Origin of the sequence: Caballeronia calidae (assembly GCF_900044055.2) — a bacterium.
GTDB classification, from domain to species: Bacteria; Pseudomonadota; Gammaproteobacteria; order Burkholderiales; family Burkholderiaceae; genus Caballeronia; species Caballeronia calidae.
The window spans coordinates 22,707-44,903 of sequence record NZ_FCOX02000039.1; the positions used below are offsets into that span (position 1 = coordinate 22,707).

At 64.1% G+C, this 22,197-nt stretch carries 17 protein-coding genes and 2 pseudogenes; 12 read left to right on the top strand and 7 right to left on the bottom strand.

What is annotated here, in order from left to right; genetic code table 11:
• The 4 genes from pta to AWB78_RS28345 form a co-directional block, all read right to left on the bottom strand.
• Positions 1-1,014: a phosphate acetyltransferase gene (pta, locus tag AWB78_RS28330; RefSeq protein WP_062609495.1), complete on the bottom strand. Its 1,014-nt coding sequence runs from the start codon at positions 1,012-1,014 to the stop codon at positions 1-3.
• A gap of 64 nt (positions 1,015-1,078) precedes the next feature.
• Positions 1,079-2,845 carry a sulfoacetaldehyde acetyltransferase gene (gene xsc, locus AWB78_RS28335; RefSeq protein ID WP_096031860.1) on the bottom strand — a complete coding sequence of 589 codons (1,767 nt, stop codon included), beginning with the start codon at positions 2,843-2,845 and terminating at the stop codon, positions 1,079-1,081.
• Positions 2,846-3,140: 295 nt separating this feature from the next.
• Positions 3,141-3,989, bottom strand: a complete 849-nt coding sequence (locus tag AWB78_RS28340; RefSeq protein WP_062609500.1) for an IclR family transcriptional regulator — start codon at positions 3,987-3,989, stop codon at positions 3,141-3,143.
• 118 nt (positions 3,990-4,107) lie between these two features.
• Positions 4,108-4,860 (bottom strand): IclR family transcriptional regulator, encoded by a 753-nt coding sequence (locus tag AWB78_RS28345; RefSeq protein ID WP_062609502.1) that lies wholly within the window; start codon positions 4,858-4,860, stop codon positions 4,108-4,110.
• Positions 4,861-5,017: 157 nt separating this feature from the next.
• Here AWB78_RS28345 and AWB78_RS28350 point away from each other — a divergent pair, with 157 nt between their 5' ends.
• The 5 genes from AWB78_RS28350 (at position 5,018) to AWB78_RS28370 (ending at position 11,404) form a co-directional block, all read left to right on the top strand.
• The gene (locus AWB78_RS28350; protein WP_198399364.1) at positions 5,018-6,004 is read left to right on the top strand and encodes an AAA family ATPase; all 987 of its coding nucleotides are present in this window, start codon (positions 5,018-5,020) and stop codon (positions 6,002-6,004) included.
• Complete coding sequence (locus tag AWB78_RS28355; protein ID WP_062609504.1) at positions 6,001-7,734, top strand: cobaltochelatase CobT-related protein; 1,734 nt, start codon at positions 6,001-6,003, stop codon at positions 7,732-7,734. The genes AWB78_RS28350 and AWB78_RS28355 overlap by 4 nt, the downstream gene beginning before the upstream one ends.
• A 257-nt stretch (positions 7,735-7,991) precedes the next feature.
• Entirely contained in the window at positions 7,992-9,425 is a 1,434-nt protein-coding gene (locus AWB78_RS28360; protein ID WP_082883444.1) for an NAD(P)/FAD-dependent oxidoreductase, read from the top strand.
• Between the two features lie 43 nt (positions 9,426-9,468).
• The gene (locus tag AWB78_RS28365; protein WP_062609508.1) at positions 9,469-9,858 is read left to right on the top strand and encodes a nuclear transport factor 2 family protein; all 390 of its coding nucleotides are present in this window, start codon (positions 9,469-9,471) and stop codon (positions 9,856-9,858) included.
• Positions 9,859-9,964: 106 nt separating this feature from the next.
• Entirely contained in the window at positions 9,965-11,404 is a 1,440-nt protein-coding gene (locus tag AWB78_RS28370; RefSeq protein ID WP_062609510.1) for an amino acid permease, read from the top strand.
• Between the two features lie 44 nt (positions 11,405-11,448).
• On the opposite strand, the gene AWB78_RS28375 is transcribed toward AWB78_RS28370, so the two are convergent.
• Positions 11,449-12,210, bottom strand: a complete 762-nt coding sequence (locus AWB78_RS28375) for an IclR family transcriptional regulator (RefSeq protein ID WP_062609512.1) — start codon at positions 12,208-12,210, stop codon at positions 11,449-11,451.
• A gap of 210 nt (positions 12,211-12,420) precedes the next feature.
• Here AWB78_RS28375 and sauS point away from each other — a divergent pair, with 210 nt between their 5' ends.
• From sauS to AWB78_RS28390, 3 genes are all read left to right on the top strand, one after another.
• Positions 12,421-13,884, top strand: a complete 1,464-nt coding sequence (gene sauS / locus AWB78_RS28380; protein WP_062609514.1) for an acylating sulfoacetaldehyde dehydrogenase — start codon at positions 12,421-12,423, stop codon at positions 13,882-13,884.
• On the top strand, positions 13,881-15,515 hold the full coding sequence (locus tag AWB78_RS28385; protein ID WP_062609516.1) for an AMP-binding protein: 1,635 nt from the start codon (positions 13,881-13,883) through the stop codon (positions 15,513-15,515). Before sauS ends, AWB78_RS28385 begins: the two co-directional genes overlap by 4 nt.
• 61 nt (positions 15,516-15,576) lie before the next feature.
• Entirely contained in the window at positions 15,577-16,917 is a 1,341-nt protein-coding gene (locus tag AWB78_RS28390) for an MFS transporter (RefSeq protein WP_062609519.1), read from the top strand.
• Between the two features lie 406 nt (positions 16,918-17,323).
• Here the strand turns inward: AWB78_RS28390 and tssD are convergent.
• Positions 17,324-17,560, bottom strand: a pseudogene (gene tssD, locus AWB78_RS28395) (type VI secretion system tube protein TssD); the annotation flags it as partial.
• On the opposite strand from tssD, the pseudogene AWB78_RS28400 reads away from it, so the two are divergent.
• Positions 17,555-17,797, top strand: a pseudogene (locus AWB78_RS28400) (type VI secretion system contractile sheath large subunit); the annotation flags it as partial. The pseudogenes tssD and AWB78_RS28400 sit on opposite strands and share 6 nt — an antisense overlap.
• Positions 17,798-18,015: 218 nt before the next feature.
• Positions 18,016-19,641, top strand: coding sequence for an FAD-dependent monooxygenase (locus AWB78_RS28405; RefSeq protein ID WP_062609524.1), 1,626 nt, complete (start codon positions 18,016-18,018; stop codon positions 19,639-19,641).
• 2 nt (positions 19,642-19,643) lie between these two features.
• Here the strand turns inward: AWB78_RS28405 and AWB78_RS28410 are convergent, their stop codons facing one another.
• Positions 19,644-20,468, bottom strand: a complete 825-nt coding sequence (locus AWB78_RS28410; protein ID WP_062609526.1) for a class I SAM-dependent methyltransferase — start codon at positions 20,466-20,468, stop codon at positions 19,644-19,646.
• A 163-nt stretch (positions 20,469-20,631) separates the two neighbouring features.
• On the opposite strand from AWB78_RS28410, the gene AWB78_RS28415 reads away from it, so the two are divergent.
• Together AWB78_RS28415 and AWB78_RS28420 are read left to right on the top strand one after the other, a co-directional pair.
• A complete protein-coding gene (locus AWB78_RS28415) occupies positions 20,632-21,378 on the top strand; it encodes a glucose 1-dehydrogenase (RefSeq protein WP_062609530.1) in 747 nt (248 codons plus the stop codon).
• Between the two features lie 126 nt (positions 21,379-21,504).
• Positions 21,505-22,137 carry a LysE family translocator gene (locus AWB78_RS28420; RefSeq protein ID WP_062609533.1) on the top strand — a complete coding sequence of 211 codons (633 nt, stop codon included), beginning with the start codon at positions 21,505-21,507 and terminating at the stop codon, positions 22,135-22,137.
• Positions 22,138-22,197 lie beyond the last annotated feature (60 nt).

The following is a 22,197-nucleotide window of genomic DNA, read 5'->3' on the forward strand; positions in this document are numbered from 1 at the left end:
TCACGCCGTCTGATGCCGTGCCGCCTGCGCCTGCACGCAGGTCACGGCGATCACGTGATAGATATCGTCCGCGCTGCAGCCGCGCGACAGATCGTTGGCGGGCTTCGCGAGCCCTTGCAGCAAGGGCCCGATGGCCTTCGCGCCGCCGATCCGCTCCGCGAGCTTGTAGCCGATATTGCCCGCTTCGAGACTCGGGAAGATCAGCGTGTTCGCGTGTCCTTCGATCTGCGAGTGCTGCACTTTGCGCATCGCGATTTCCGCGACGATCGCCGCATCGAGCTGCACGTCGCCGTCGATCGCGAGACCGGGGCGCGCTTCCTTCACGCGCCGCGTCGCATCGATCACCTTGTCGACGGCCGCATGATGCGCGCTGCCGCTCGTCGAGAACGACAACATCGCGACGCGCGGATCTTCCATCAGCAGGTTGTGCGCGCTATCGGCGGCGGCCATTGCGATTTCCGCGAGCTGCTCCGCATTCGGCTCGACGACGAGCGCGCAATCGGAAAAGATGAGGCCGCCTTTCATCGTATGAAAAGGCTCGCACAGCATCATCAGGAAGAAGCTGGACACGAGTTTGAACGACGGACGCACGCCGATGATCTGGATCGCGTTGCGCACGACGTCCGCGGTCGTGTTCACCGCGCCGGAGACGGAGCCGTCCGCCTCGCCGAGTCGCACCATGAGGTTCGCGAAGCACAGCGGATCGAGCACGGCGGCGCGCGCCTGATCGGGTGTCATGCCTTTTTTCTCGCGCAACGCGAAGAGTTCGTCGGCGAAGCGTTCGCGAAGCGGTGACTGTGAAGGATCGATCACGTCGATGCCTTCGAGATCGATGCCCGCGCCATCCGCAACCTGATACGCCCGCGCTCGCGCGCCCACGAGCAGGATGCGCGCGATGCCTTCCTTGTGCGCGCGTGCCGCTGCCTCGAGCACACGCGTGTCTTCGGCTTCGGAGAGAACGATGCGCATCGGCAGGTCGCGCGCCTGATCGATGATGCGGTGCATGGCTTTCATGGCGGGCTCATCATGTTTGAGAAGAAAACGCCGCTCCGGGGCGCGGAGCGGCGTGGCGCAGGACTTAGACGTAGTCCTTGTACTTGTCGAGCATGCGCACCGGCTTGGCGAGCGCATCGCGGCGGAACGGATCGCCGAGTTCGCGCGTGCACATGATCTCGATGATCGTCGTCTTGCCGTGATTCATCTGCAGATCGATGGCCTTCTTCAACGCCGGGCCCACGTCTTCCAGCTTGTCGACGACGATGCCTTCCGCGCCCATCGCCTTCGCGATCTCCGCGAAGCTCTGGTTGTCGAGCTCGCCCGCGACGAAGCGGCGGTTGTAGAAGTCCACCTGATTCTTCTTCTCCGCGCCCCATTGACGGTTATGGAACACGACAGCCGTCACCGGAATGTTGTGGCGCACGCAGGTCATGGTTTCCATCAGGCTCATGCCCCACGCGCCATCGCCCGCATACGACACGGCCGGACGGTGCGGCGCCGCAACCTTCGCGCCGATGATCGTCGGGAACGCATAGCCGCAATTGCCCCAGCTCATCGCCGCGAAGAAGCTGCGCGGCTTGTTGAAACGCAGATAGCTGTTCGCGACCGAGTTGATGTTGCCGATGTCGGTCGAGACCATCACGTCTTCCGGCATCGCCTTTTCCAGCTCGCGCAACACCTGACGCGGATGCAGATACTGGCCGCCGCTGAACGGCTTTTCGTTCTTCTGCTCCTCGATCATGTCGAGGCTGTACGGGTCGCGCTCGTGGGTCCACTCGTCGAGTTCTTTCTCCCATGCGGCCTTCTCGGTGGCGATGGTCTTGGCGCGAGCATCCTTCGTCGCATCGCAGTCGAGCTTGCGATTCGCGAGACGTTGCGTGAGCGCGATGGCAGACGCCTTCGCATCGCCGCAGATGCCGACGGAAATCTTCTTCACGAGGCCGAGCATCTTGTGATCGGCGTCGATCTGGATGACCTTCGCTTCCTTCGGCCAATAGTCGAGACCGTGCTGCGGCAGCGTGCCGAACGGCCCGAGGCGCGAGCCGAGCGCGATCACGACATCGGCCTGGCTGAGCAGCTTCATCGCGGCCTTCGAGCCTTGATAGCCGAGCGGACCGCACCACAGCGGATGATTCGCCGGGAACGAGTCGTTGTGCAGATAGCTGTTCACCACCGGCGCGCCGAGCCGCTCGGCGAGCGCCTTGCATTCCTCGATGGCATCGGACATCACCACGCCGCCGCCCGAGATGATCACCGGGAATTTCGCTTCGGCGAGCAGATCGGCCGCTTCGTTGAGGCTCTGATCGCCGCCGGGACCGCGATCGAGACGCTGCGGCTTCGGAATCTCGACCTTGACCTGACCGTAGAAGTAGTCGCGCGGGATGTTGAGCTGCGTCGGGCCCATTTCCGACATCGCGCGATCGAAGCAGCGCGCGGTGAATTCGGCCATGCGGGCCGGATGCGTGACGTGGCCCTGATACTTCGTGAATTCCTGGAACATCGGCAGTTGCTTCGCTTCCTGGAAGCCGCCGAGGCCGATGCCCGTCGTGCCCGCTTCGGGCGTGACGATCACGACCGGGCTGTGCGCCCAGTACGCCGCCGCGATGGACGTCACGCAATTGCTGATACCCGGGCCGTTCTGACCGATCACCACGCCATGACGGCCCGACACGCGCGAGTAGCCGTCGGCCATGTGGCCCGCGCCTTGTTCGTGCACGACGGGAATCAGGCGGATGCCGGCGGGCGCGAAGATGTCCATCGCGTCCATGAACGCCGAACCCATGATGCCGAACATCTCGGTCACGCCATTGGCGGCGAGCGTTTCGACGAAGGCTTCGGACGGGGTCATCGCCTGCGGACCGGTGGGCGCCGCGCTGGTGGCGGCGAGGGTGGTCTGGGAAGGACGGGCTTGGTCGTGCTCGCTCATGAGTGTCTCCGGGGTTAAATAAAACGGAACATTTGGTTCCGAAATATGTATCGTGAACACATCGTAGGACGGGTCGATTTCGGCGTCAACTTCTTTTTCAAATAAATGGAATGGTTTGTCTCTAAAAAATTCGGAACGGTGGGCCGCACGGCGATGCCGGATCGCCGTCGAGGCCCGTGTGGCGGGCGTCGGCGGGTAAGTTCGGGTGCAAGAGGAACTAGCGTGCGGCGGGACGCTGGCGCGCCATCAGCGTCAATCCATCGGATGCGTCGATGAGTGTCGCGAGCTTCACAGCGGTTTCGCGCAGTTGCGGAACGGCTTTTAAGAGGTCGTTGAGATTGGCGCGCGCGGTCGGCGCATGCGCGGCAAGGCACGCGAGCACGCGCCCGGTGGCGGCATCCGTGATCGGCACCGCGACCGCCACCATGCCGAGCACGAACTCCTCGTTGTCGATGCCGATGCCGCGCGCGGCGAGCCGGTCCAGTTCGGCTTCGAGCAGCGTCTGGTCTGTCAGCGTGCGGTGCGTTCTTTTCGTGAGCGTCAGGCGGCCAAGGATCTGGCGGCGCTCGGCGAGCGGCATCTGCGAAAGGAAGAGCTTGCCGCTCGCGGTGCAATGCAACGGCACACGCATGCCGGCTTGCATATGCAGGCGCAAGGGCTCGGCCGTCTCGACGCGCTCTATATAGAGCACCGTATCGCCGTCGAGCGCGGTGAGATTGCAGCTTTCGCCGATCACGTCGACGAGCGAGCGCAGGATCGAGCGGCATGCCCGCGTGAATGCGTTGTTGGCAAGCGTCGCGAGCGCGAGCTGGGCGGCGCGCGGTCCGAGCGCGATGCCGCGATCGGTGCCGCGCGAGTCGGGGATGTGCGTGACGTAGCCTTGCGCTTCGAGTGAATCGATCAGCCGCAGCAGCGTCGCCTTGGGGATGCGCACACGCGCCGCGAGCTGCGATAGCGTGTAGGCGTGGCCCGCCGACGCGAGTTGTTCGAGCACGGCGAGCGGACGCAGCGTCCGTGCTTCATCGCCGGCTTGCTCGGCGGGATCGATGTGATTGGCGTCGCGCATGAACCGGAAACGGAACGAATGGTTTCAGATTACGGCGTACTTTACGCCCGTTTCGGGTCATTGCGCCACAGTTTTCGGAACAGACGGTTGCGATTTTATTGCGAACGCAGCGTTCCGTTCAAAACGTCTTGCCGAGCTCAGCCGCCGCTTCCTTCAGGCGCGGCACCATTTCCAGGGCACGGGAAAGCGGCGTGCGCGACACCGGCGCATGCACCGCGATCGCCGCGATGGTCGTGCCGCCCGCATCGACGATCGGCGCCGCGGCACACACGATGCCTTGCACGAACTCTTCGTTGTCGATCGCGACGCCTTTCTTCGCGATGCGGTCGAGCTCGGCCTCCAGCATCTCGGTGTCGGTGATGGTATTGGCGGTATAGCGCTCGAGCTTCATCGCGCGCACGAGCGCATTGCGTTCCGCGCGCGGCTGCGACGCGAGCAGCAGCTTGCCGCTCGCGCTGCACCAGATGGGCACATGCGAGCCGGGTTTCAGATCGAGCCGCAGCGGCCACGGCGCTTCCACGCGGTCCAGATATAGCACTTCGTTCTCGTGCAGCATCGTGAGATTGCAGGTTTCACCGAGATCGGAGACGAGCCGCGTGAGGATGGCATGGCGCAGCCGCCGCGCGCCCGCGTGCGTCATCACATTGAGACCGAGTTGCGCGAGCCGCGGCCCGACCACGTACGCGTTCTTGTCGCCGGGCTCGCGGATCACGAGACCGCCCGCTTCGAGCGACGCGAGCATCCGGTGCAGCGAAGGCTTCGGCATGCCGATGTCCTCGGCCATGTCCGTCAGCGATACGGGATTGCCCGCCTGGACCAGATATTCCAGCAGCGCGAAGGCTCGCAGCGTGGGCGTGTCGGGCTTGTCCATCGGCATGTTTCCAAATGATTTTGTTCGACATTATTTTAAATGAGGTGCCGATCAGCGCCCCATAGGCCGAACGGATAAAAATAAACGAAATGAATTGTTCCAGAAAAATATAGTTGCTATGCTGAGGCCTCAACGACGAAGCGGGAGACGAGGCATCATGATGCGCGACACATGGTTGGACGAGCCGGACCGGAGCGTGTCCGTGCGCACGCTTTTCGGCATCGACACGGATCTCAAAGTGCCGGCATTCGGCACGCGCGACCCGCACGTTCCGGAAATCGACGAGGCGTATCGGTTCAATCCCGAGGTCACGCTGGCGATCCTCGCGGGCTTCGCGTTCAACCGGCGCGTGATGGTGCAGGGCCTGCACGGCACGGGCAAGTCGACGCACATCGAGCAGGTGGCGGCGCGCCTGAACTGGCCGTGCATGCGCGTGAATCTCGACGGCCACGTGAGCCGTCTCGATCTCGTCGGCAAGGATGCGATCGTCGTGCGCGACGACGTGCAGGTCACCGAGTTTCAGGAAGGCATCGTGCCGTGGGCGCTGCAGCGGCCCGTCGCGCTGGTGTTCGACGAATACGACGCCGGCCGCCCCGACGTGATGTTCGTCATTCAACGGATTCTGGAACGCGATGGCAGCTTCACGCTGCTCGACCAGAACCGCGTAATACAGCCTCACCGTTTTTTTCGCCTGTTCGCGACGACCAACACGATCGGCCTCGGAAACCTGAACGGCATGTATCACGGCACGCAGATGCTGAATCACGCGCAGATCGACCGATGGAACGTGGTCGCGACGTTGAATTACCTGTCGCGCGAGGAAGAGGCGCGCATCGTGCTCGCGCGCGTGCCGCAGCTCGACCACGACGCGGGCCGCGCGCTCGTCGATTCGATGGTGAGCATGGCGGGACTCACGCGACGCGGCTTTCAGGCCGGCGACCTGTCGACGCTGATGTCGCCGCGCACCGTGATCAGCTGGGCGGAAAATTGCGAGGTTTTCCGCGATCCGAAGCTCGCGCTGCGTCTCACTTTCCTGAACAAATGCGACGAAGCGGAACGGCCGATCGTCGCTGAATATTTTCAGCGTGCGTTCGGCGAGGAACTCGATACGCCGTCGCAGTGGCACGACGAGCCGGCAAAATGAGCGACTCGCGTGAACTCGCGCGACGCGACGCGCTGTGCGCGGCGGCCGTGCGCGCGCTGACAGGCGACGAAGCCTTGCATTATCGCGGCGGCAAGTTGTATCGCCATTTGCGGCCCGTGCCGCTGCATGCGCCGCATCTGCGCGGCGATCGCAGGGACGAAGAAGATTTCGCATCGACACGCGGCGCGGCGGATGCGTCCGCGCTGCGCATCGTGTATTCGGATGCCGGACTGCATCGCGAACTCGCGCCCGATGACGCCGTCGAGCGGGTCGTCTTCGACATGCTGGAACAGTTGCGTTGCGAAATGCGCGTGCCCGCCGGTATGGAAGGCATGAGGCGCAACGTGCGGCATCGGTTCGACGCATGGGCGCTCGCCTGTTATGAAACGGGCTTGCTCGACAGCGATATCGGCCTGTTGATCTATACGGTCGCGCAAATGGCCGAATCGCGTCTGTCCGGCCGTGCCGTGCTCGAAGCAACGGAAGGGATCATCGAAGCGACGCGCGCGGCGCTGGCTCCATCGCTCGGCAACGCGCTCGCGGGTCTGCGGCGGCATGGCGCGGATCAGCGCGCTTATGCGGTCCACGCGCTCGATATCGCACGGCGCATCGGCGCGATGGTGCGCGACGTGCGGCATGCGTTCGTCGAAAGCAATGCATCGTCCGATGACGAGAAGGAAGAGGCCGCGCGCACCATGCTCGGCACCTGGTTCGATATCGACGATGAAGACGGCGACATCGAACGGCTCGCGCTTGCCGCGAGCGGTGACAGCAGCGCGCGCGAGGCGTCGGGTGAGGACTATCGCATCTTCACCGCGCGCCATGACAAGACCATTCGCCCGGCTGCGCTGATTCGCGCCGCGTTGCTGCGCGAATATCGCGAACGGCTGGACGATCTGATCGCCGCGCGCCATATCAACGTGCCGCGTCTCGCGCGCATGCTGCAGGCCTCGATTACCGTGCCGCGCCGCGATGGCTGGTCCTTCGGTGAAGAAGAAGGGCGCATCGACGGGCGGCGGCTCGCGCAGGTAGTGGCATCGCCGGATGAGCGGCGCGTGTTCAGACGCGAGCGCGAGCGGCCGCATGCCGATTGCGCGGTGAGCTTCCTCGTCGACTGTTCGGGGTCGATGAAGACGAGCATCGAGCCCGTCGCGGTGATGATCGACGTGCTCGTGCGCGCGCTCGGCATGGCGGGCGTCGCGACGGAAGTGCTCGGCTTCACCACTGGCGCATGGAACGGCGGGCGCGCGAAACTCGACTGGCTCGCGAAGGGCAGGCCGAAGTATCCGGGCCGGCTCAACGAAGCGTGCCACATGATTTTCAAGGAAGGCGATGCGAGCTGGCGCGTGGCGCGCGGCGATATCGCGGCGTTGTTCAAGGCCGATCTGTTCCGCGAAGGCATCGACGGAGAAGCGGTGGACTGGGCGTGCGCGCGGCTCGTCGCGCGGGAAGAAACGCGGCGCATTCTCGTCGTGATCTCCGACGGCAGCCCGATGGACAGCGCCACCGCGCAGGCCAACGATCCGAACTATCTCGATCAGCACTTGCGCGAGGTCGTCGAGCAGCATGAAGCGGCGCGGAGGGTGGAAGTGCTCGGGCTCGGCGTGGGGCTCGATCTGAGCCCGTATTACCGGCATCACTTCGCGGTCGATCTATCCGTGCCGCCCGATATGACACTATTCGCGAAGCTCGCCGCATGGCTCGGTGCGCGGCGTAGAAGCAGCACTTGATTATCGCGGCACCACGCACTTCTCCCTGATCTCCATCCCGCGCACGCCATGCCATCGCAATCCGCCGATGAATGGCGTGTCGAGTCGGTTCATAGCGCCAGAAAAGACCCATCGCTGAGGCCAGCAGCGCCGCGCAAACACGCCCCGCAAGGACCGCGCTGACCCATACGTCCCTGGCACCAACGAAGGTTTTGGCCTGGTACTAAGAGGCAAAAAAAGTTCGGTGCAGTATGAGGGTACTTTCCAAGGAGTCATCGGTGGCTACTCTCGACTACGTTGCACCGGCCCACAGCGACGCGTGCGCCCCATACGATCCGCTCTACGATCCGCTCGTCTCGCCCATCAGCCGCCAGGCGATGGACTATGCGCCCACCTACTGGGTTGCGACCGCTGGCGAGCCGCCCGCAGACGACGGACCCTTGCCCGGCGATGCCGATGTCGATGTGCTGATCGTCGGCGCCGGCTTCACCGGCCTTTCCACCGCGCTCTTTCTGGCGCGCGAGCACGGCATCCGCGCGACCATCGTCGATGCGAACCGCACCGCGTGGGGCTGCACGAGCCGCAATGGTGGACAAGGGCAGAACGCGAGCGGCCGTCTTTATCGCTCGCAATGGATCGAGCGTTGGGGCAAGGAGACGGCGCTCAAGCTCGATGCCGAAATCCGCGAAGGCTTCGACACGTTCAAGCAGCTCATCGGCGAATTCGCCTGCGATCCGCAGCCGGGCGGTCACCTTTACATCGCGCATCGCGCACGCAAGATGGACTTCCTCGCCAACGAATGCAAGGTGATGCGCGATGTCTTCGGTTACGACACGCGCATGCTGAGCGCGAAGGAAGTCGCGCAGTCCTACGTCGACGATCGCGAAAGCTGCGGCGCGCTGCTCGAACCCGATGGCATCGGCGTGCATCCGCTCAAGCTCGCGTTCGGCTACCTGCGCATGGCGCGCTCGCTCGGCGTGAAGGTGCATCCGAGCACGCCCGTGCTGAACGTCGAAACGATCCGCGGCGTGCATCACGTCCGCACGCCGCGTGGCGTGATTCGCGCGAAGGCGGTCGCGTTCGCGACGGGCGGCTATACGCGCAACGACATGCATCGCGCGCTCTCCGCGAAGATCATGCCGATTCTTTCTAACTCGCTCGTGACGCGGCCGCTCACGCAGGACGAGCTGGCATCGACCGGATTTCGCACGCGCCAGGTCATCACGGATACGCGCACGCTGCGTTTCTACTATCGCCTGCTGCCCGATAACCGTGTGCAGATCGGCAGCCGCAGCGCCATCACCGGCGCGGACGCGGCCAATCCCCGGCACATGGAGGTGCTGATCGAAGGGCTGCATCGCAAGTTTCCCTCGCTGAAGGGCATTCGCATCGATTACTCGTGGTGGGGCTGGGTCGATGTGAGTCACGACATGATGCCGCGCGTCGCGCAGCCCGATCCGCAGCAAAGCATCTTCTATGCGGTGGGTTATGGCGGCAACGGCGTGTCGTTCTCCGCGCATGCGGGGCGGCGCATGGCCGAGCGCGTCGCGGGCAAATGGCAACACAAGCGCGACGATCTGCCGATCTACGACACCGCGCTCGAATATCCGAACGTGATGGGCATGGTCCGGTGGAAGGGCTTCGCGCCGTTCCGCCGTGTCGGCCAGCGGTTTCTGTATCACAAGTATCTGGCGCAGGACGAGAAGCGCTGAACCCTCTTTGAATTCTTTCGCAACGTACTGAAAACCCCTTCAAATGAGCACTCAAATGAATCAGGACTACATCCGCCTGCTGGAAACATTCAACGATGCGTGGAACCGCCACGACATCGACGCGCTGATGAACTGCATGGCGGACGAATGCGTTTTTCATGGCGTGGCCGGACCCGATGCACTGGGCCGCACCTTCAAGGGCCGCGATGAAGTGCGCAAGGGCTTCACGCTCGCCTGGGAAACGTGCCCCGACGCATCGTGGAAGGACGGCGAGCATTTCGTGAGCGGCGAGCGCGGCGTGTCGGAATCGACGTTTCGCGGCACGAAGACGGACGGCTCGCGCATCGAGGCGCGCATGGTGGACGTCTTCACGTTCAGGGACGGCAAGATCGCGGTGAAAAACGCTTATCGCAAGGATCGGCCGGCACTTTGAAGCATGAAGGAGACCGGCACCACGTGACGCAATGAAACGCCTCGACCCGTCGGCACTGAACTCGCGGGCGAAGGCGCACATCGACTAGAGCAATTCAGGAGACGACATGCAATCGAGCACGGAGCAAAGCGATCTCAAATGCGGCCTCAAGCAGCGCCACATGACGATGATCGCATTGGGCGGCGTCATAGGCGCCGGACTTTTCGTCGGCAGCGGTGTGGTGATCCAGCAGGCCGGTCCCGCCGCGATTCTCTCCTTTCTCATCACAGGCGGCCTCGTGGTCCTCGTCATGCGCATGCTCGGCGAGATGGCCTGCGCGATGCCCGCGGTCGGCTCGTTCTATGAATATGCGCGGCTGGCTTTCAGAACGCAGCGCGGGCCGGGCCGTCTCGCCGGCTTCCTGACCGGATGGATGTACTGGTACTTCTGGGTCATCGTGATCGCGCTCGAAGCGGTCGCGGGCGCGAAACTCGTGCAGTTCTGGATACCCGATGTCCCATCGTGGATCATCAGTCTCGTGCTGCTCGTCGTGCTCACGCTGACCAACCTGATATCGGTCGCCAGCTACGGCGAATTCGAGTTCTGGTTCTCGTCGATCAAGGTCGGCGCCATCATCGTGTTCCTGTTTCTCGGCGGTCTGTACGTCTGCGGCTTGTGGCCCGCGTCGATGCACACCACCGATGTCGCTACGACCTTCCTCGGACATGGCGGCTTCATGCCCAACGGAATAGGACCGGTGATGACAGGCGCGGTAGCGGCCACAGGCTTCTACTTCGGCGCGGAGATCGTCACGATCGCGGCGGCCGAAGCGAAGGAGCCGGCGAAGGCTGTCGCAAAGGCGACCAATTCGGTCATCACGCGCGTGCTGGTGTTCTATGTCGGCTCGGTCGCGCTGGTCGTGGCGCTCGTGCCCTGGAATTCGCATCAGATGTCGACGCCTTACGTGAGCGCGCTCAATGTGATGGGCATGCCCGCCGCCGCCAACCTGATGAACGCGATCGTGCTCACCGCCGTGCTGTCCGCGCTCAACTCGGGCCTGTATGCCGCATCGCGCATGCTGTTCGCATTGACCCGTCACGGCGATGCGCCGCTCGGTCTCGCGAAGGTGAACAAGCGCGGTGTGCCGACACGCGCGATTCTGCTCGGCACGGTGTTCGGCTATGTATCGGTGATCATGTCGTATGTCTCGCCGGATACGGTGTTCGCCTTCCTCGTCAATTCGTATGGCACGGTTGCGCTCTTCGTGTACCTGCTGATCGCGTTCTCGCAACTGCGTCTGCGTGCCCGCATGACGAGCTTCGAAGCGAACGACCTGCGCGTGCGTATGTGGGGATTTCCCTATCTCACATGGCTCGCGATCTTCGGGATGACGGCGATTCTCGTCGCGATGGCCTTCATCCCCGATCAGCGCAAGCCGCTGTGGCTGGGCGTCGCGAGCCTCGGCATTCTGATCGTCGCGTATGTGGTGTTCAAGCGCGGCCGCAAGGAGGTCGAGATCGAATCAGACGAGCACTCGACGCAGCATCTTCAAACCGTCGAACGATAAGCGCTGAAGTTCACAGCCGGTTTGCTGCAATGCAAACCGGCTGTTCATTCCCTGAAAGTCTTGGCAGTTTCCTCAGCGGTACGGCGCAGATCTGGCTCGAAGGCGAGCAGTTCTTCGAGCGCGACGCGTCCCACCGGCGCCTGAATCGCGATGGCCGCGCAAGCGCGATTGCGATCGAGCATCACCGGCACCGCGATCGCAACGAGTCCCTGCAAATGCTCCTGATTGTTGATCGCCAGCATGCGGCGGCGCGTCAACGCCAGTTCGCGGCGCAATGCGTCACGATCCGTGATGGTGCGTTCCGAGTACGAACGCAGCGGCAGGCGCTCGATCATGCGCTCGCGCCGCTCCTTCGGCAGAAAGCTCAGCAGCAGCTTGCCGCTCGCCGAGCAATGCAGGGGCACGTGCGAGCCCGGCTGCAAATGCATGCGCAGCGGCCAGCCCGTTTCGACCCGATCCACATAGACGACGTCGTTGCCCGCGAGCATCGTCAGATTGCAGGTTTCGCCGACGCGCGTGACGAGTTGTTCGAGCAGCGCATGACGCGCCGCGGCGGGACCCGCATGCATCAGCACGTTGATGGCGAGCGTGCGCACGCGCGCGGAGCATTCGTAGAGCTTGTCGCTCGCGCCGCGCGTGACGAGCCATGCGTCCATCAGTTGCACGAGGATGCGATGCACGGTCTGCTTGGGCAGGCCCAGCGCATCGACGAGCTCGGTCATCGATAACGGCCGATTCGCTTCGGCGAGGGTTTCGAGCACGCGGAACGCGCGCACGGCGGCGGCATTCGATTGATTCGACGTCACGTTGCTAGTCTCCGTCTATCTACTTTGCGTTTGTATTTCATTGTGCGTCGAAAACACCGGTTTTCGGGACTCTGGAAAGTCCCGAAAAACTGCATTTCCGATGCTGGCGGTTTCGCTGCATGCGTAAGCCCGGAAAACGGGACCGCGCGATGAACGCGGCTGACTAGATTGGATAGCACGTCCAATCTTCCAACAGCCGAGGTCTATCGCATGAATCACATGGCAAGCGGCGCAACGCTCGCGCGTCCCCGCGACAACGCGCCGGATACACAGGAACCCGATGTCGAACGCATCGTCGCCGCGCTCGTAACGCGAGCGCGCGCCGCGCAACAACGCTTCGAGCAGGCGGGGCAGGAGACCCTCGATATCGCTGCCGCGGCAGCAGCGTGGGCGATCATGGAGCCGCAGCGCAACCGGCAGCTCGCGGAACTCGCGGTGCGCGACACGGGCCTCGGCAATGCCGACGACAAGTTCCGCAAGAACCATCGCAAGACGCTCGGCCTTTTGCGCGATCTGCACGGCGTCGCGACATGCGGCGTGATCGCGCGCGACGAGGCACACGGTATCGTGGAAATCGCGCGCGCGGTCGGCGTGGTGGCGGCGATCACGCCATCGACGAATCCGGGCGCGACGCCCGCGAACAAGATCGTCAACGCGCTCAAGTGCGGCAACGCGGTGATCGTCGCGCCTTCTCCGAAGGGCTATTCGTCGTGCGCGCTGCTCATCGAGTTCATTCATGCGGAGTTCGCGAAGGCCGGTCTCGATGCCGATCTCGTCCAGATGCTGCCGCATCCGATCGGCAAGGCCGCGACCGCCGCGCTGATGAAGCTCGCGGATCTGGTCGTCGCGACCGGTTCGCAAAGCAACGTCCGCATGGCCTATACGAGCGGCACGCCTGCTTTCGGCGTGGGCGCGGGCAATGTCGCATCGATCGTCACGGCACGCGCGAATCCCGATGATGCGGCGCGCAAGATCGCCGTGTCCAAGACATTCGATAACGCCACGAGCTGTTCATCGGAGAACAGCGTCGTGATCGAGGATGCGATTTACGCGCCCATGCTCGATGCGTTGACGAAGCAGGGCGGCGTGCTTCTGGATGCCGCGCAGAAGGCGCAATTGCAGGCGGCGATGTGGCATGACGGCAAGCTCTCGGCGCGCTGCACCGCACGTTCGGCGGCGACGATCGCACGCGAAGCGGGCCTCGACGATATCGCCGCGCGCGAGCCGAAGTTCCTGATGGTCGAAGAGAGCGGCTACGGCGCCGACTATCCGTTTTCCGGCGAAAAGCTTTCTCCGGTGCTGACCGTGTATCGCGCGAAGGACATCGAGGCCGCAATCGATATCGTGCGCGGCATCTATGGCTACATGGGCGCGGGCCATTCGGTCGGCGTGCATGGCGCGGACGACGCGCTCGCCGTCACGCTCGGCACGCGCTTGCCGGTGGCGCGCGTGATCGTCGATCAGGCGCATTGCCTTGCGACAGGCGGCAACTTCGACAACGGTCTGCCGTTCTCGCTGTCGATGGGCTGCGGCACCTGGGGCGGCAACAATTTCTCGTCGAATCTCGGTTATCGGCAATACCTGAACGTCACGCGCGTCGCATATCCGATCGCGGAGCATGTGCCGGAAGTCGATGCATTGCTCGGCGATTACTTCCGGAGAATCGGACGATGAGCGCGCTCGCCGATCGAATCGTTGCACATGATCGCGTGCCGCTCGATGCGCCGACGCTGCGCGCATTGATCGATGCGCGCGCCGGACACGCGCCCGACAAGCCGTTTCTGCTTTCCATCACACAGGACGATGCACTGACGTTCGGCGCATTGCGCGACGATTGCATCGCGCTCGAAGCGCGCTTCACGGCGGCGGGTCTGCGTTCGGGCGATGTCGTGTCCGTCTTCATGGGCAACGGCATCCAGACTGCGCGGCTGCTGCTCGCGGCGATGTACAGCGGCCTCGTCGCGAATCCGCTGAACCTGCTGTGCCAGCCTTCGCAGGTGCGCTACATCGTCGAGCATTCGGATACGCGCGCGATCTTCGTCGCCGACGATACGCACGACATCATCGTCGATGCAATCGATGCATTGCGCGGCGAAGGCATGACGCGCGAGATAGCGGTGGTGCGCACATCGCCGGATTCGCATGCATTGCCCGATATCCCGATGCTTCCCGCACGCGCAATTCCGCTGGTGCGCGACGATGCGCCCGGCACGCATATCGTCGCGAGCGATACGGGCGCGATGAACGCCGGCGATACCGCCCTGCTCATGTACACGTCGGGCACGACGGGCGCGCCCAAGGGCGTGCTGCTGAGTCATCGGAGCCTGCTCGCGAACATGCGCAACATCAGCGCGGAACATCGCCTGACGGAAGACGATCGCGTGCTCGTGTCGTTGCCGCTCTATCACATCAACGGTCTCGTCGTCGCGCTGCTGACGCCGCTCTATCACGGCGGCTCGGCGGTGATGACGCCGCGCTTCTCCGCGCGCACGTTCTGGAGCGAGGCATCGCAACACGGGTGCACGTGGATCAACGTGGTGCCGACCATCGTTGCTTACCTGCTGAACGGCGAGGGCGCGCAGGGCTGCGATCTGTCGGCGCTGAAGTTCTGCCGCAGCGCATCGGCTGCGTTGCCGGCGGATCATCATCGCGCGTTCGAGGCGCGCTTCGGTATCGGCGTCATCGAAACGATGGGGATGACGGAGACCGCCGCGCCCGCATTCAGCAATCCGTATGAGCCAACGATGAGAAGGATCGGCAGCATCGGCTTGCCATCGGGCGGCGAAGCGAAGATCGTCGGTCTCGACGGGCGCGAGTGCGCGGCGCATGAAACCGGCGAGCTCGTATTGCGCGGCGAGCAGCTGATGAGCGGTTACTACAAGCGTCCCGACGAAACCCGCAATGCCTTCACCGCCGACGGATGGCTGCGCACCGGCGATCTCGGCTATCGCGACGAAGCGGGCTTCTTCTACATCAACGGACGCGCGAAGGAACTGATCATCAAGGGCGGCGAGAACATCGCGCCGCGCGAGATCGACGAGGCGCTCCTGCGTCATCCGGGCGTGCTCGAAGCGGCCGCTGTCGGCGTGCCCGATCCGGCGTATGGCCAGGACATCGTCGCGTTCATCGTGCCGTGCGGCGGCGCGGCTTCGCTCGATGTCGCCGATCTGCGCGCGCATTGCCTTCGTGAACTCGGCCGCTACAAGACACCGCGCGAATTCCGCTTCACCGATGCATTGCCGCGCGGCCCGTCGGGCAAGGTGCAGCGCCTGAAGCTCGTGCAGAGCGCGCCGCCAGCCGGATAAGCGTGCACGGGTTCACTCGCAGGACTCGACCGTTCCACATAAGATGGACTTAGGAGACAGCATGAACAGGCATCGTCAGCGCGTGAAGACGCGCCATATCATTCTCGGCGTGATGTGTCTGATGTACTTCATCTCGTACATCGACCGGGTGAACATCGCCGTGGCGGGACCGTTGATTCGCCAGGAGATGGGCTTGACCAATGTGCAGCTCGGGCTCGTGTTCTCCGCGTTCGCGTATCCGTATGCGGTGATGCAGGTCGTCGGCGGATGGCTTGCGGACCGCTTCGGTCCCAAGCTCGTTCTCACCGTGCTCTCGCTGATCTGGGGCGCGGCGACGCTCGCGACGGGCTTCGCGGGCAGCATCGGGATGCTCGTGCTGTTGCGGCTCGCGCTCGGCATCGGCGAGGGCGGCGCGTTCCCGACCGCGACGCGCGCGTTCACTTTCTGGATGCCGGTGCACGAGCGCGGCTTCGCGCAAGGCATCACGCACAGCTTCGCGCGGCTCGGCGGCGCGGTGACGCCGCCGCTCGTGCTCGCAGTGGTGGCGGCGGCGGGCTGGCGCGAGGCGTTCATCCTGCTCGGCATCGCGAGCCTCGCATGGACGGTGCTGTATCTCTGCGTGTTCACCAACTCGCCCGATGAGAACCGTCGCGTGACGCCCGAGGAGACCGCTGAAATCGGCTATCGCGCGGGGGAATGTGCGCGGGCGAGAAAGAACGCGACGCCGTGGCGCAAGCTGATCCATCGCATGTGGCTCGTGACCTTCGTCGACTTCTGCTATGGCTGGCTGCTGTGGGTGTATCTGACGTGGCTGCCTTCGTATCTGAAGGAGTCGCGCGGCTTCGATCTGAAGCATCTCGCGTTGTTCACCGCGTTGCCGCTGCTCGCGGGCGTGATCGGCGATACGCTCGGCGGCGTGCTCTCGGACCGCATCTACAGGATGACGGGGCGGCTGCGTCTCGCGCGTTGCAGCATTCTGGTGGTCGGCATGGGCGGCTCGCTCGCCTTCCTTCTGCCGATGGTCAATGCGCCGAGCCCGATAGCGGCGGTGTGGTTCCTGACCGCTTCGTTCTTCTTCCTCGAGATCACGAATCCGGTGTTGTGGACCTTGCCGCTCGATATCGCGGGCAAGTATGCGGGCACCGCGGGCGGCATGATGAACACGGGCTTCGGCGTGGCGGGCATGGTGTCGCCGGTGGCGTTCGGCTATCTGATCCAGGAGACGGGCAGCTATAACGTGCCGTTCACGATCTCGGCCGGGCTGCTCGCGGTGGGCGCGTTCGCGGCGCTTTTCATCGACACGAGCAAGACGGTCGAAGCCGACGAGGCGCGCGAGGCGAGGAGCCGCGAGGAGATGGGCGTGCCGGCGTTCGCGGGTGGGGCGGGACAGTGGCATGAGTAGCGTGCGCCGCTGGCGGAGGGGATGATCTTCGATCTTCCCCTCACGCACTCGCTGCTCCATCCTGAAGACACCCGGCGGCGTCGCTGCGTCAGACGCTCGCGTGCACGGCCTCGCCGCGATCGATGAATTCGATCGTCAGATTGCCTTCTTCCGAGCTCGCGAGGCGAATCTCGGCAGGCGCGGCGCCGCGCGCCATGCGCGTGAGCAACTCGCGCGAGACCGTCGGGAGGATGCGGTGATATTTCGTCGGAGAGGCGCGTCTGGCACAGGCTCGCGGCTGCTCCGAGCGTGCGCGCACAATGCGGGTTGAGCCGGCGAAGTAGATGGGTGGAATCGCGCATGGTCATGGGAAGTACGGTGACGAGGAAATGAAACCGCGTGAGTCGTCAGAAGACGCTCGCGATGCTTACGAGCGCTCGTTCCACGTGTCCTTGTGGATGATGTTGCCGTCCTTGTACGACCAGGTGATCTGTTCGTAGCGCCGCTCGATTTCTTCCAGATGGGTGTGCTTCTCGTAGTCCGGAACCTTGATGTCGAGCATCTTCGGGCGCACGGCGACGACCTTGAAGTTATCGAGCCTGGTGTTGAAGTATTTCTTCTCCTTGCCCGCGTCGTCGATCTTGTACCACTTGATCTCGACCGCCGTCTGCTCGAGCTCGAGCTCAACAACTGGATCAAGGGCCTCGTCACCGAGATGAAAGATCCGGGCGATGAACTGCAGGCATCGCATCCGCTGCGCGAAGCGAAGGTGATGGTCGAGGACATCGAGGACAATCCGGGCTTCTTCCGCATCAAGCTCTTCATCGTGCCGCACTTCCAGGTGGAAGGCATGGATGTCGGTTTGTCGCTGGTTTCGCAGATGCCGAAGGCGAAGAGCTGATTCGTCGAAGCGTGCGATAGTACCCGAGCAATGCGCCGGGGCGGCTCGATGAGCTGTCCCGGCGTTGTCGTTTGGAGGGGCGCGAAGCCCGCACCCTTGATTTACCCTCACGACAAGCGCGCCACGAGTGCGTACTTAGCGGCTATTCTCCCTGAAACCAGCCGACGACCTTCGTCCCGCGCCAAGGCATTCCCGGTTTCTTCAGGAGGAATCGCATCATGCTCGATACGACAGATGTGCTGATTGCCGGCGCGGGGCCCGTCGGCCTGATGCTCGCCGCCGAACTGCGCCGCGACGGCCTGAAGGCGCGCGTGATCGACGCGCACGACGAGCGCGTCTTCTTCGTGAAGGCGCTCGGCGTCACGGCGCGCACGCTGGAGATATTCGAGGACCTGGACATGACACGCGATGCGATCGACGCGGGCGTGTGGCTCACCGGCGCGGACACCTTTCAGGACGGCACGCTCGCGTTCAGTGCGGAGATTCCGCGCGAAGGGCTGCCGTATGGCGCGCTCTCGCTTGCGCAGTTCGAGACCGAGCGCATTCTCGAAGCGGCGCTCGCGCGCAACGGCGGGCACGTCGAATACGGCGCGACGCTCGTCGATTTCACGGAATCGGGCGATGTCATCGATGCGCGCATCCAGGACGCCTGCGGCGAGAGCCGCATCATTCGATGCCGCTGGCTCGTCGGTTGCGATGGCGCGCGCAGCACGGTGCGGCATCGGCTCGACGTGGCCTATGAAGGCGATCAATATCCGCAGACCTTCATGCTCGCCGATGTCGATGTCGACTGGCATCTGCCGCGCGGCCGCATGTATCGCTTCAACGTATCGGGCGAGGGCGGCGCTGGATCGACCTCGCTCGCCGCGCTGCCGGTGCGCGGTTCGGCGCGCCGCTATCGGCTGTCCATGATCCTTCTTCCCGATGATGCCGCCCGCCATACGCTGAACGCCATGCCCGATTTCGCCGAGATCGAGCGCATCATGCTGCCGGTTCTGCCGAAGGACACGCGGCTCTCGTCGATGCGGTGGTCGTCGGTGTATCGCGTGAGCCATCGCATCGCGCAGAGTTATGCGCGCGGACGCGTCTTTCTCGCGGGCGACGCCGCGCATATTCATCCGCCGGTCGGCGGGCAGGGCATGAACACCGGCTTGCAGGACGCGCACAATCTCGCGTGGAAGCTCGCGCTCGTGGCGCGCGGTGTCGCGGGCGCGTCGCTGCTCGACAGTTACGAAGCGGAGCGGCGGCCAGTCGGGCTCGATGTCGTCGAATCGACGAGCCGTGCGTTGAACACGGTTCTCGCGCACGGCGAAATCAAGCCTGCGATGCGCGAGACGCAATTGCTCGTGGGTTATCGCGGCAGTCCGATCGTCGCGGACGAATGCGCCGACATGGCGACGGAATGGCCCGCGCCCGGCGATCGCGCGCCGGACGCGGGCGGCCTCGTGCAGGCGTTCGTCGGACATGCGCAGCGGCTGCGCGATCATCTCGGGCGCGGGCGTCACACGCTCGTCGGCTATGTCGATGACGACACCGACGGCGCACGCATCGCCGCATTCGATACGGCCGTCGACGCGTGGCGCGCGTCACTCGGCGCGGCGGCAAGCGCGGTGTTGATCGTGTCGCCGGAGCTTGCGAACGCATCGGCGTTCAAGCCCGCGCAGGAAGCGTATCGAACGTTGAGCGATACCGAAGGCAAATTCGCCGGCGCGTTCGGCGCGAAGAACGGCATGGCGTGGGCCGTGCGGCCTGACGGGCATATCGGCTACAGAAGCGCGTCGTGTTCAGCGGACGCGCTGATCGCCTGGCTCGATCGCGTGCTGGATCGAAAGGCGGCGCGCTAGTATCACCGCTGCACGGCGATCACTTGCGCCTGAATCTTGCCATCGACGGGACCGGAACCGAAGCGCGCCGCAATGGCCGCAGCACACGCCGATGTCGCCTCATCGAGACTCGCGCCGCTCCGCGATTCGATCTCGTTGCGCAAGGGCGTGCCCTGGCAATACGCGATGGCGGCCTCTTGCGCCGATGCCGCGCGGCTCCGATGCGTCACCGTATCGAAGCGCGGCATCGCATCGAAGCCCGCAGCGGAAAGATCGCGCGAGATCGCTTCCTGAGCGAAATAACCGTGCGGCGTGCGTTTCATGAAGAGCGGCGGATCGTCGGGAAAGAGGCGGCCGAGTTCGTCGGTGATCGCATCGGCAAGCTCGTTTTCTTCGATACGGTCCCACACGTTGAACAGCAGCGTGCCACCGTCTCGCAGCACGCGACGCGCCTCTGCGAACGCAGCCGCTTTGTCGGGAAAGAACATCGCGCCGAACTGACAGACGACGATATCGAAGCTCCCATCATCGAAAGGCAGTTGCAATGCATTCGCCTGTTGCCACGTCACGGGCTTGTCGATGCCGGTCATCGCCGCGCGATCGAGCATCGCCTGATTCAAGTCCGTCGCGACGATATCGACGGGCGCGGACAACGCACGCGCCATCGCACGCGTGACGGCACCGGTGCCCGCAGCCGTTTCCAGAACACGCGACGGTGCGAGCGCGGCCACGCGCTTCGCGATATCGGCGGCGTAGGGCGCAAAGAGCATCGGCACGAGGAGCCGGTCGTAAAGCTCGGGTATCTGACCGGCGAAACGCGTATCGGTGCGAAGCGTGTTCGTGTCCATGTGCCGCCTCCGGCAATGATTATTCGTCTGAGCCTGCAAGTCTGTTCACTCTACGCGGCTTTATTGCGCTCGAAGAGATGTCTACATTGGATGCTGTCACGCCGGTTTCGTGGAACGCAACCGGACACTCCCCGCATTAAATAACCTCTCCAAGGAATCGATCATGAGCAAACTCGCAGGCAAGGTGGCGGTCGTCACGGGCGCATCGAAAGGTATCGGAGCCGCTATCGCCAGGGCGCTCGCGGCAGAGGGCGCGGCAGTCGTCGTCAACTATGCGAGCAGCAAGGCGGGCGCGGATGCCGTCGTCGCGGACATCGCGAAAGCGAATGGGCGTGCGATTGCCGTCGGCGGCGATGTGTCGAAAGCCGCGGATGCGCAGGGCATCGTGAATGCCGCTATCGAAACGTATGGGCGCCTCGATATTCTCGTCAACAACTCGGGCGTCTACGAGTTCGCGCCGCTCGAAGACATCACCGAAGAGCACTTCCATAAGCAGTTCAATATCAACGTGCTCGGCACGCTATTGACGACGCAGGCCGCCGCGAAACATCTCGGCGAAGGCGCGAGCATCATCAACGTCAGTTCGGTCGTGACCCGCATCACGCCGCCGGCGAGCGCGGTCTATAGCGGCACGAAAGGCGCCGTCGATGCGATCACCGGCGTGCTCGCGCGCGAGCTCGGCGCGAAAAAGATCCGCGTGAACTCGATCAATCCGGGCGTCGTGGTGACCGAAGGCACGCATAGCGCGGGCATCATCGGCTCCGATTTCGATGCGGCCGCGCTCGCGCAGACGCCGCTCGGACGACTGGGCCAGCCGGACGATATCGCATCGATCGCGGTGTTCCTCGCATCGGACGATGCGCGCTGGATGACGGGCGAGAACCTGATCGCGAGCGGCGGCATGCGTTGATGCAAAGGGCGCTGCGCGTGCTTCGCTACCGATCAAGTGTATCGACGCGCAGCGCCCGTTTTGTATCTGGCATAGCCGCGCCTCCGGCAAGAGAATGCATCGACTTCTCTCGCCGGAGCCCGCCCGATGCCCCACACCCCTCAACTGCTCGCATTCGCTCTCGTCGCCCTCGGCATGGCCCTCACGCCGGGGCCGAACATGGTCTACCTGATCTCGCGTTCGATCTGCCAGGGCCGCACGGCTGGGCTCATTTCGCTCGGCGGCGTCGCGCTCGGCTTCGTGTTCTACATGCTGTGCGCGGCGTTCGGCATCACCGCGCTGCTCATCGCAATTCCTTTCGCTTACGACGCGCTGCGCTTCGGCGGCGCGCTCTATCTGCTGTATCTCGCGTGGCAGGCCGTGAAGCCCGGCGGACGCTCGCCGTTTCAGGTGCGCGACCTGCCGGTCGACGGCCCGCGCAAGCTCTTCGCGATGGGCTTCGTCACGAACCTGCTGAATCCGAAGATCGCCGTGCTGTATCTGTCGCTGCTGCCGCAGTTTATCGACCCGGCGAACGGCAGTGTGCTCGGCCAGTCGCTCCTGCTTGGCGTCGTGCAGATCATGCTGAGCATCGCCGTCAATTCGACGGTCGCGATGACGGCCGGATCGATCGCGGTGTTTCTCGCGCGCAAGCCCGCATGGCTCTTGATGCAACGCTGGCTGATGGGCACGGTGCTCGCCGGCCTCGCGGTCAGAATGGCGACCGAAGCGCGCCGCTGACAGGCGTGCATCGGCATCGCTCCACGCGCACTAGAATCGAAGAAACCGTGGCGTGGCGCG

Bases quoted from the DNA above. Each gene is read 5' to 3' on its own strand.
- xsc (WP_096031860.1), bottom strand. From the start codon at position 2,845: ATGACCCCGTCCGAAGCCTTCGTCGAAACGCTCGCCGCCAATGGCGTG.
- pta (WP_062609495.1), bottom strand. From the start codon at position 1,014: ATGAAAGCCATGCACCGCATCATCGATCAGGCGCGCGACCTGCCGATG.
- AWB78_RS28355 (WP_062609504.1), top strand. From the start codon at position 6,001: ATGAGCGACTCGCGTGAACTCGCGCGACGCGACGCGCTGTGCGCGGCG.
- AWB78_RS28370 (WP_062609510.1), top strand. From the start codon at position 9,965: ATGCAATCGAGCACGGAGCAAAGCGATCTCAAATGCGGCCTCAAGCAG.
- AWB78_RS28340 (WP_062609500.1), bottom strand. From the start codon at position 3,989: ATGCGCGACGCCAATCACATCGATCCCGCCGAGCAAGCCGGCGATGAA.
- AWB78_RS28350 (WP_198399364.1), top strand. From the start codon at position 5,018: ATGATGCGCGACACATGGTTGGACGAGCCGGACCGGAGCGTGTCCGTG.
- AWB78_RS28390 (WP_062609519.1), top strand. From the start codon at position 15,577: ATGAACAGGCATCGTCAGCGCGTGAAGACGCGCCATATCATTCTCGGC.
- AWB78_RS28410 (WP_062609526.1), bottom strand. From the start codon at position 20,468: ATGGACACGAACACGCTTCGCACCGATACGCGTTTCGCCGGTCAGATA.
- AWB78_RS28345 (WP_062609502.1), bottom strand. From the start codon at position 4,860: ATGGACAAGCCCGACACGCCCACGCTGCGAGCCTTCGCGCTGCTGGAA.
- AWB78_RS28405 (WP_062609524.1), top strand. From the start codon at position 18,016: ATGCTCGATACGACAGATGTGCTGATTGCCGGCGCGGGGCCCGTCGGC.
- AWB78_RS28365 (WP_062609508.1), top strand. From the start codon at position 9,469: ATGAGCACTCAAATGAATCAGGACTACATCCGCCTGCTGGAAACATTC.
- AWB78_RS28420 (WP_062609533.1), top strand. From the start codon at position 21,505: ATGCCCCACACCCCTCAACTGCTCGCATTCGCTCTCGTCGCCCTCGGC.
- sauS (WP_062609514.1), top strand. From the start codon at position 12,421: ATGAATCACATGGCAAGCGGCGCAACGCTCGCGCGTCCCCGCGACAAC.
- AWB78_RS28385 (WP_062609516.1), top strand. From the start codon at position 13,881: ATGAGCGCGCTCGCCGATCGAATCGTTGCACATGATCGCGTGCCGCTC.
- AWB78_RS28415 (WP_062609530.1), top strand. From the start codon at position 20,632: ATGAGCAAACTCGCAGGCAAGGTGGCGGTCGTCACGGGCGCATCGAAA.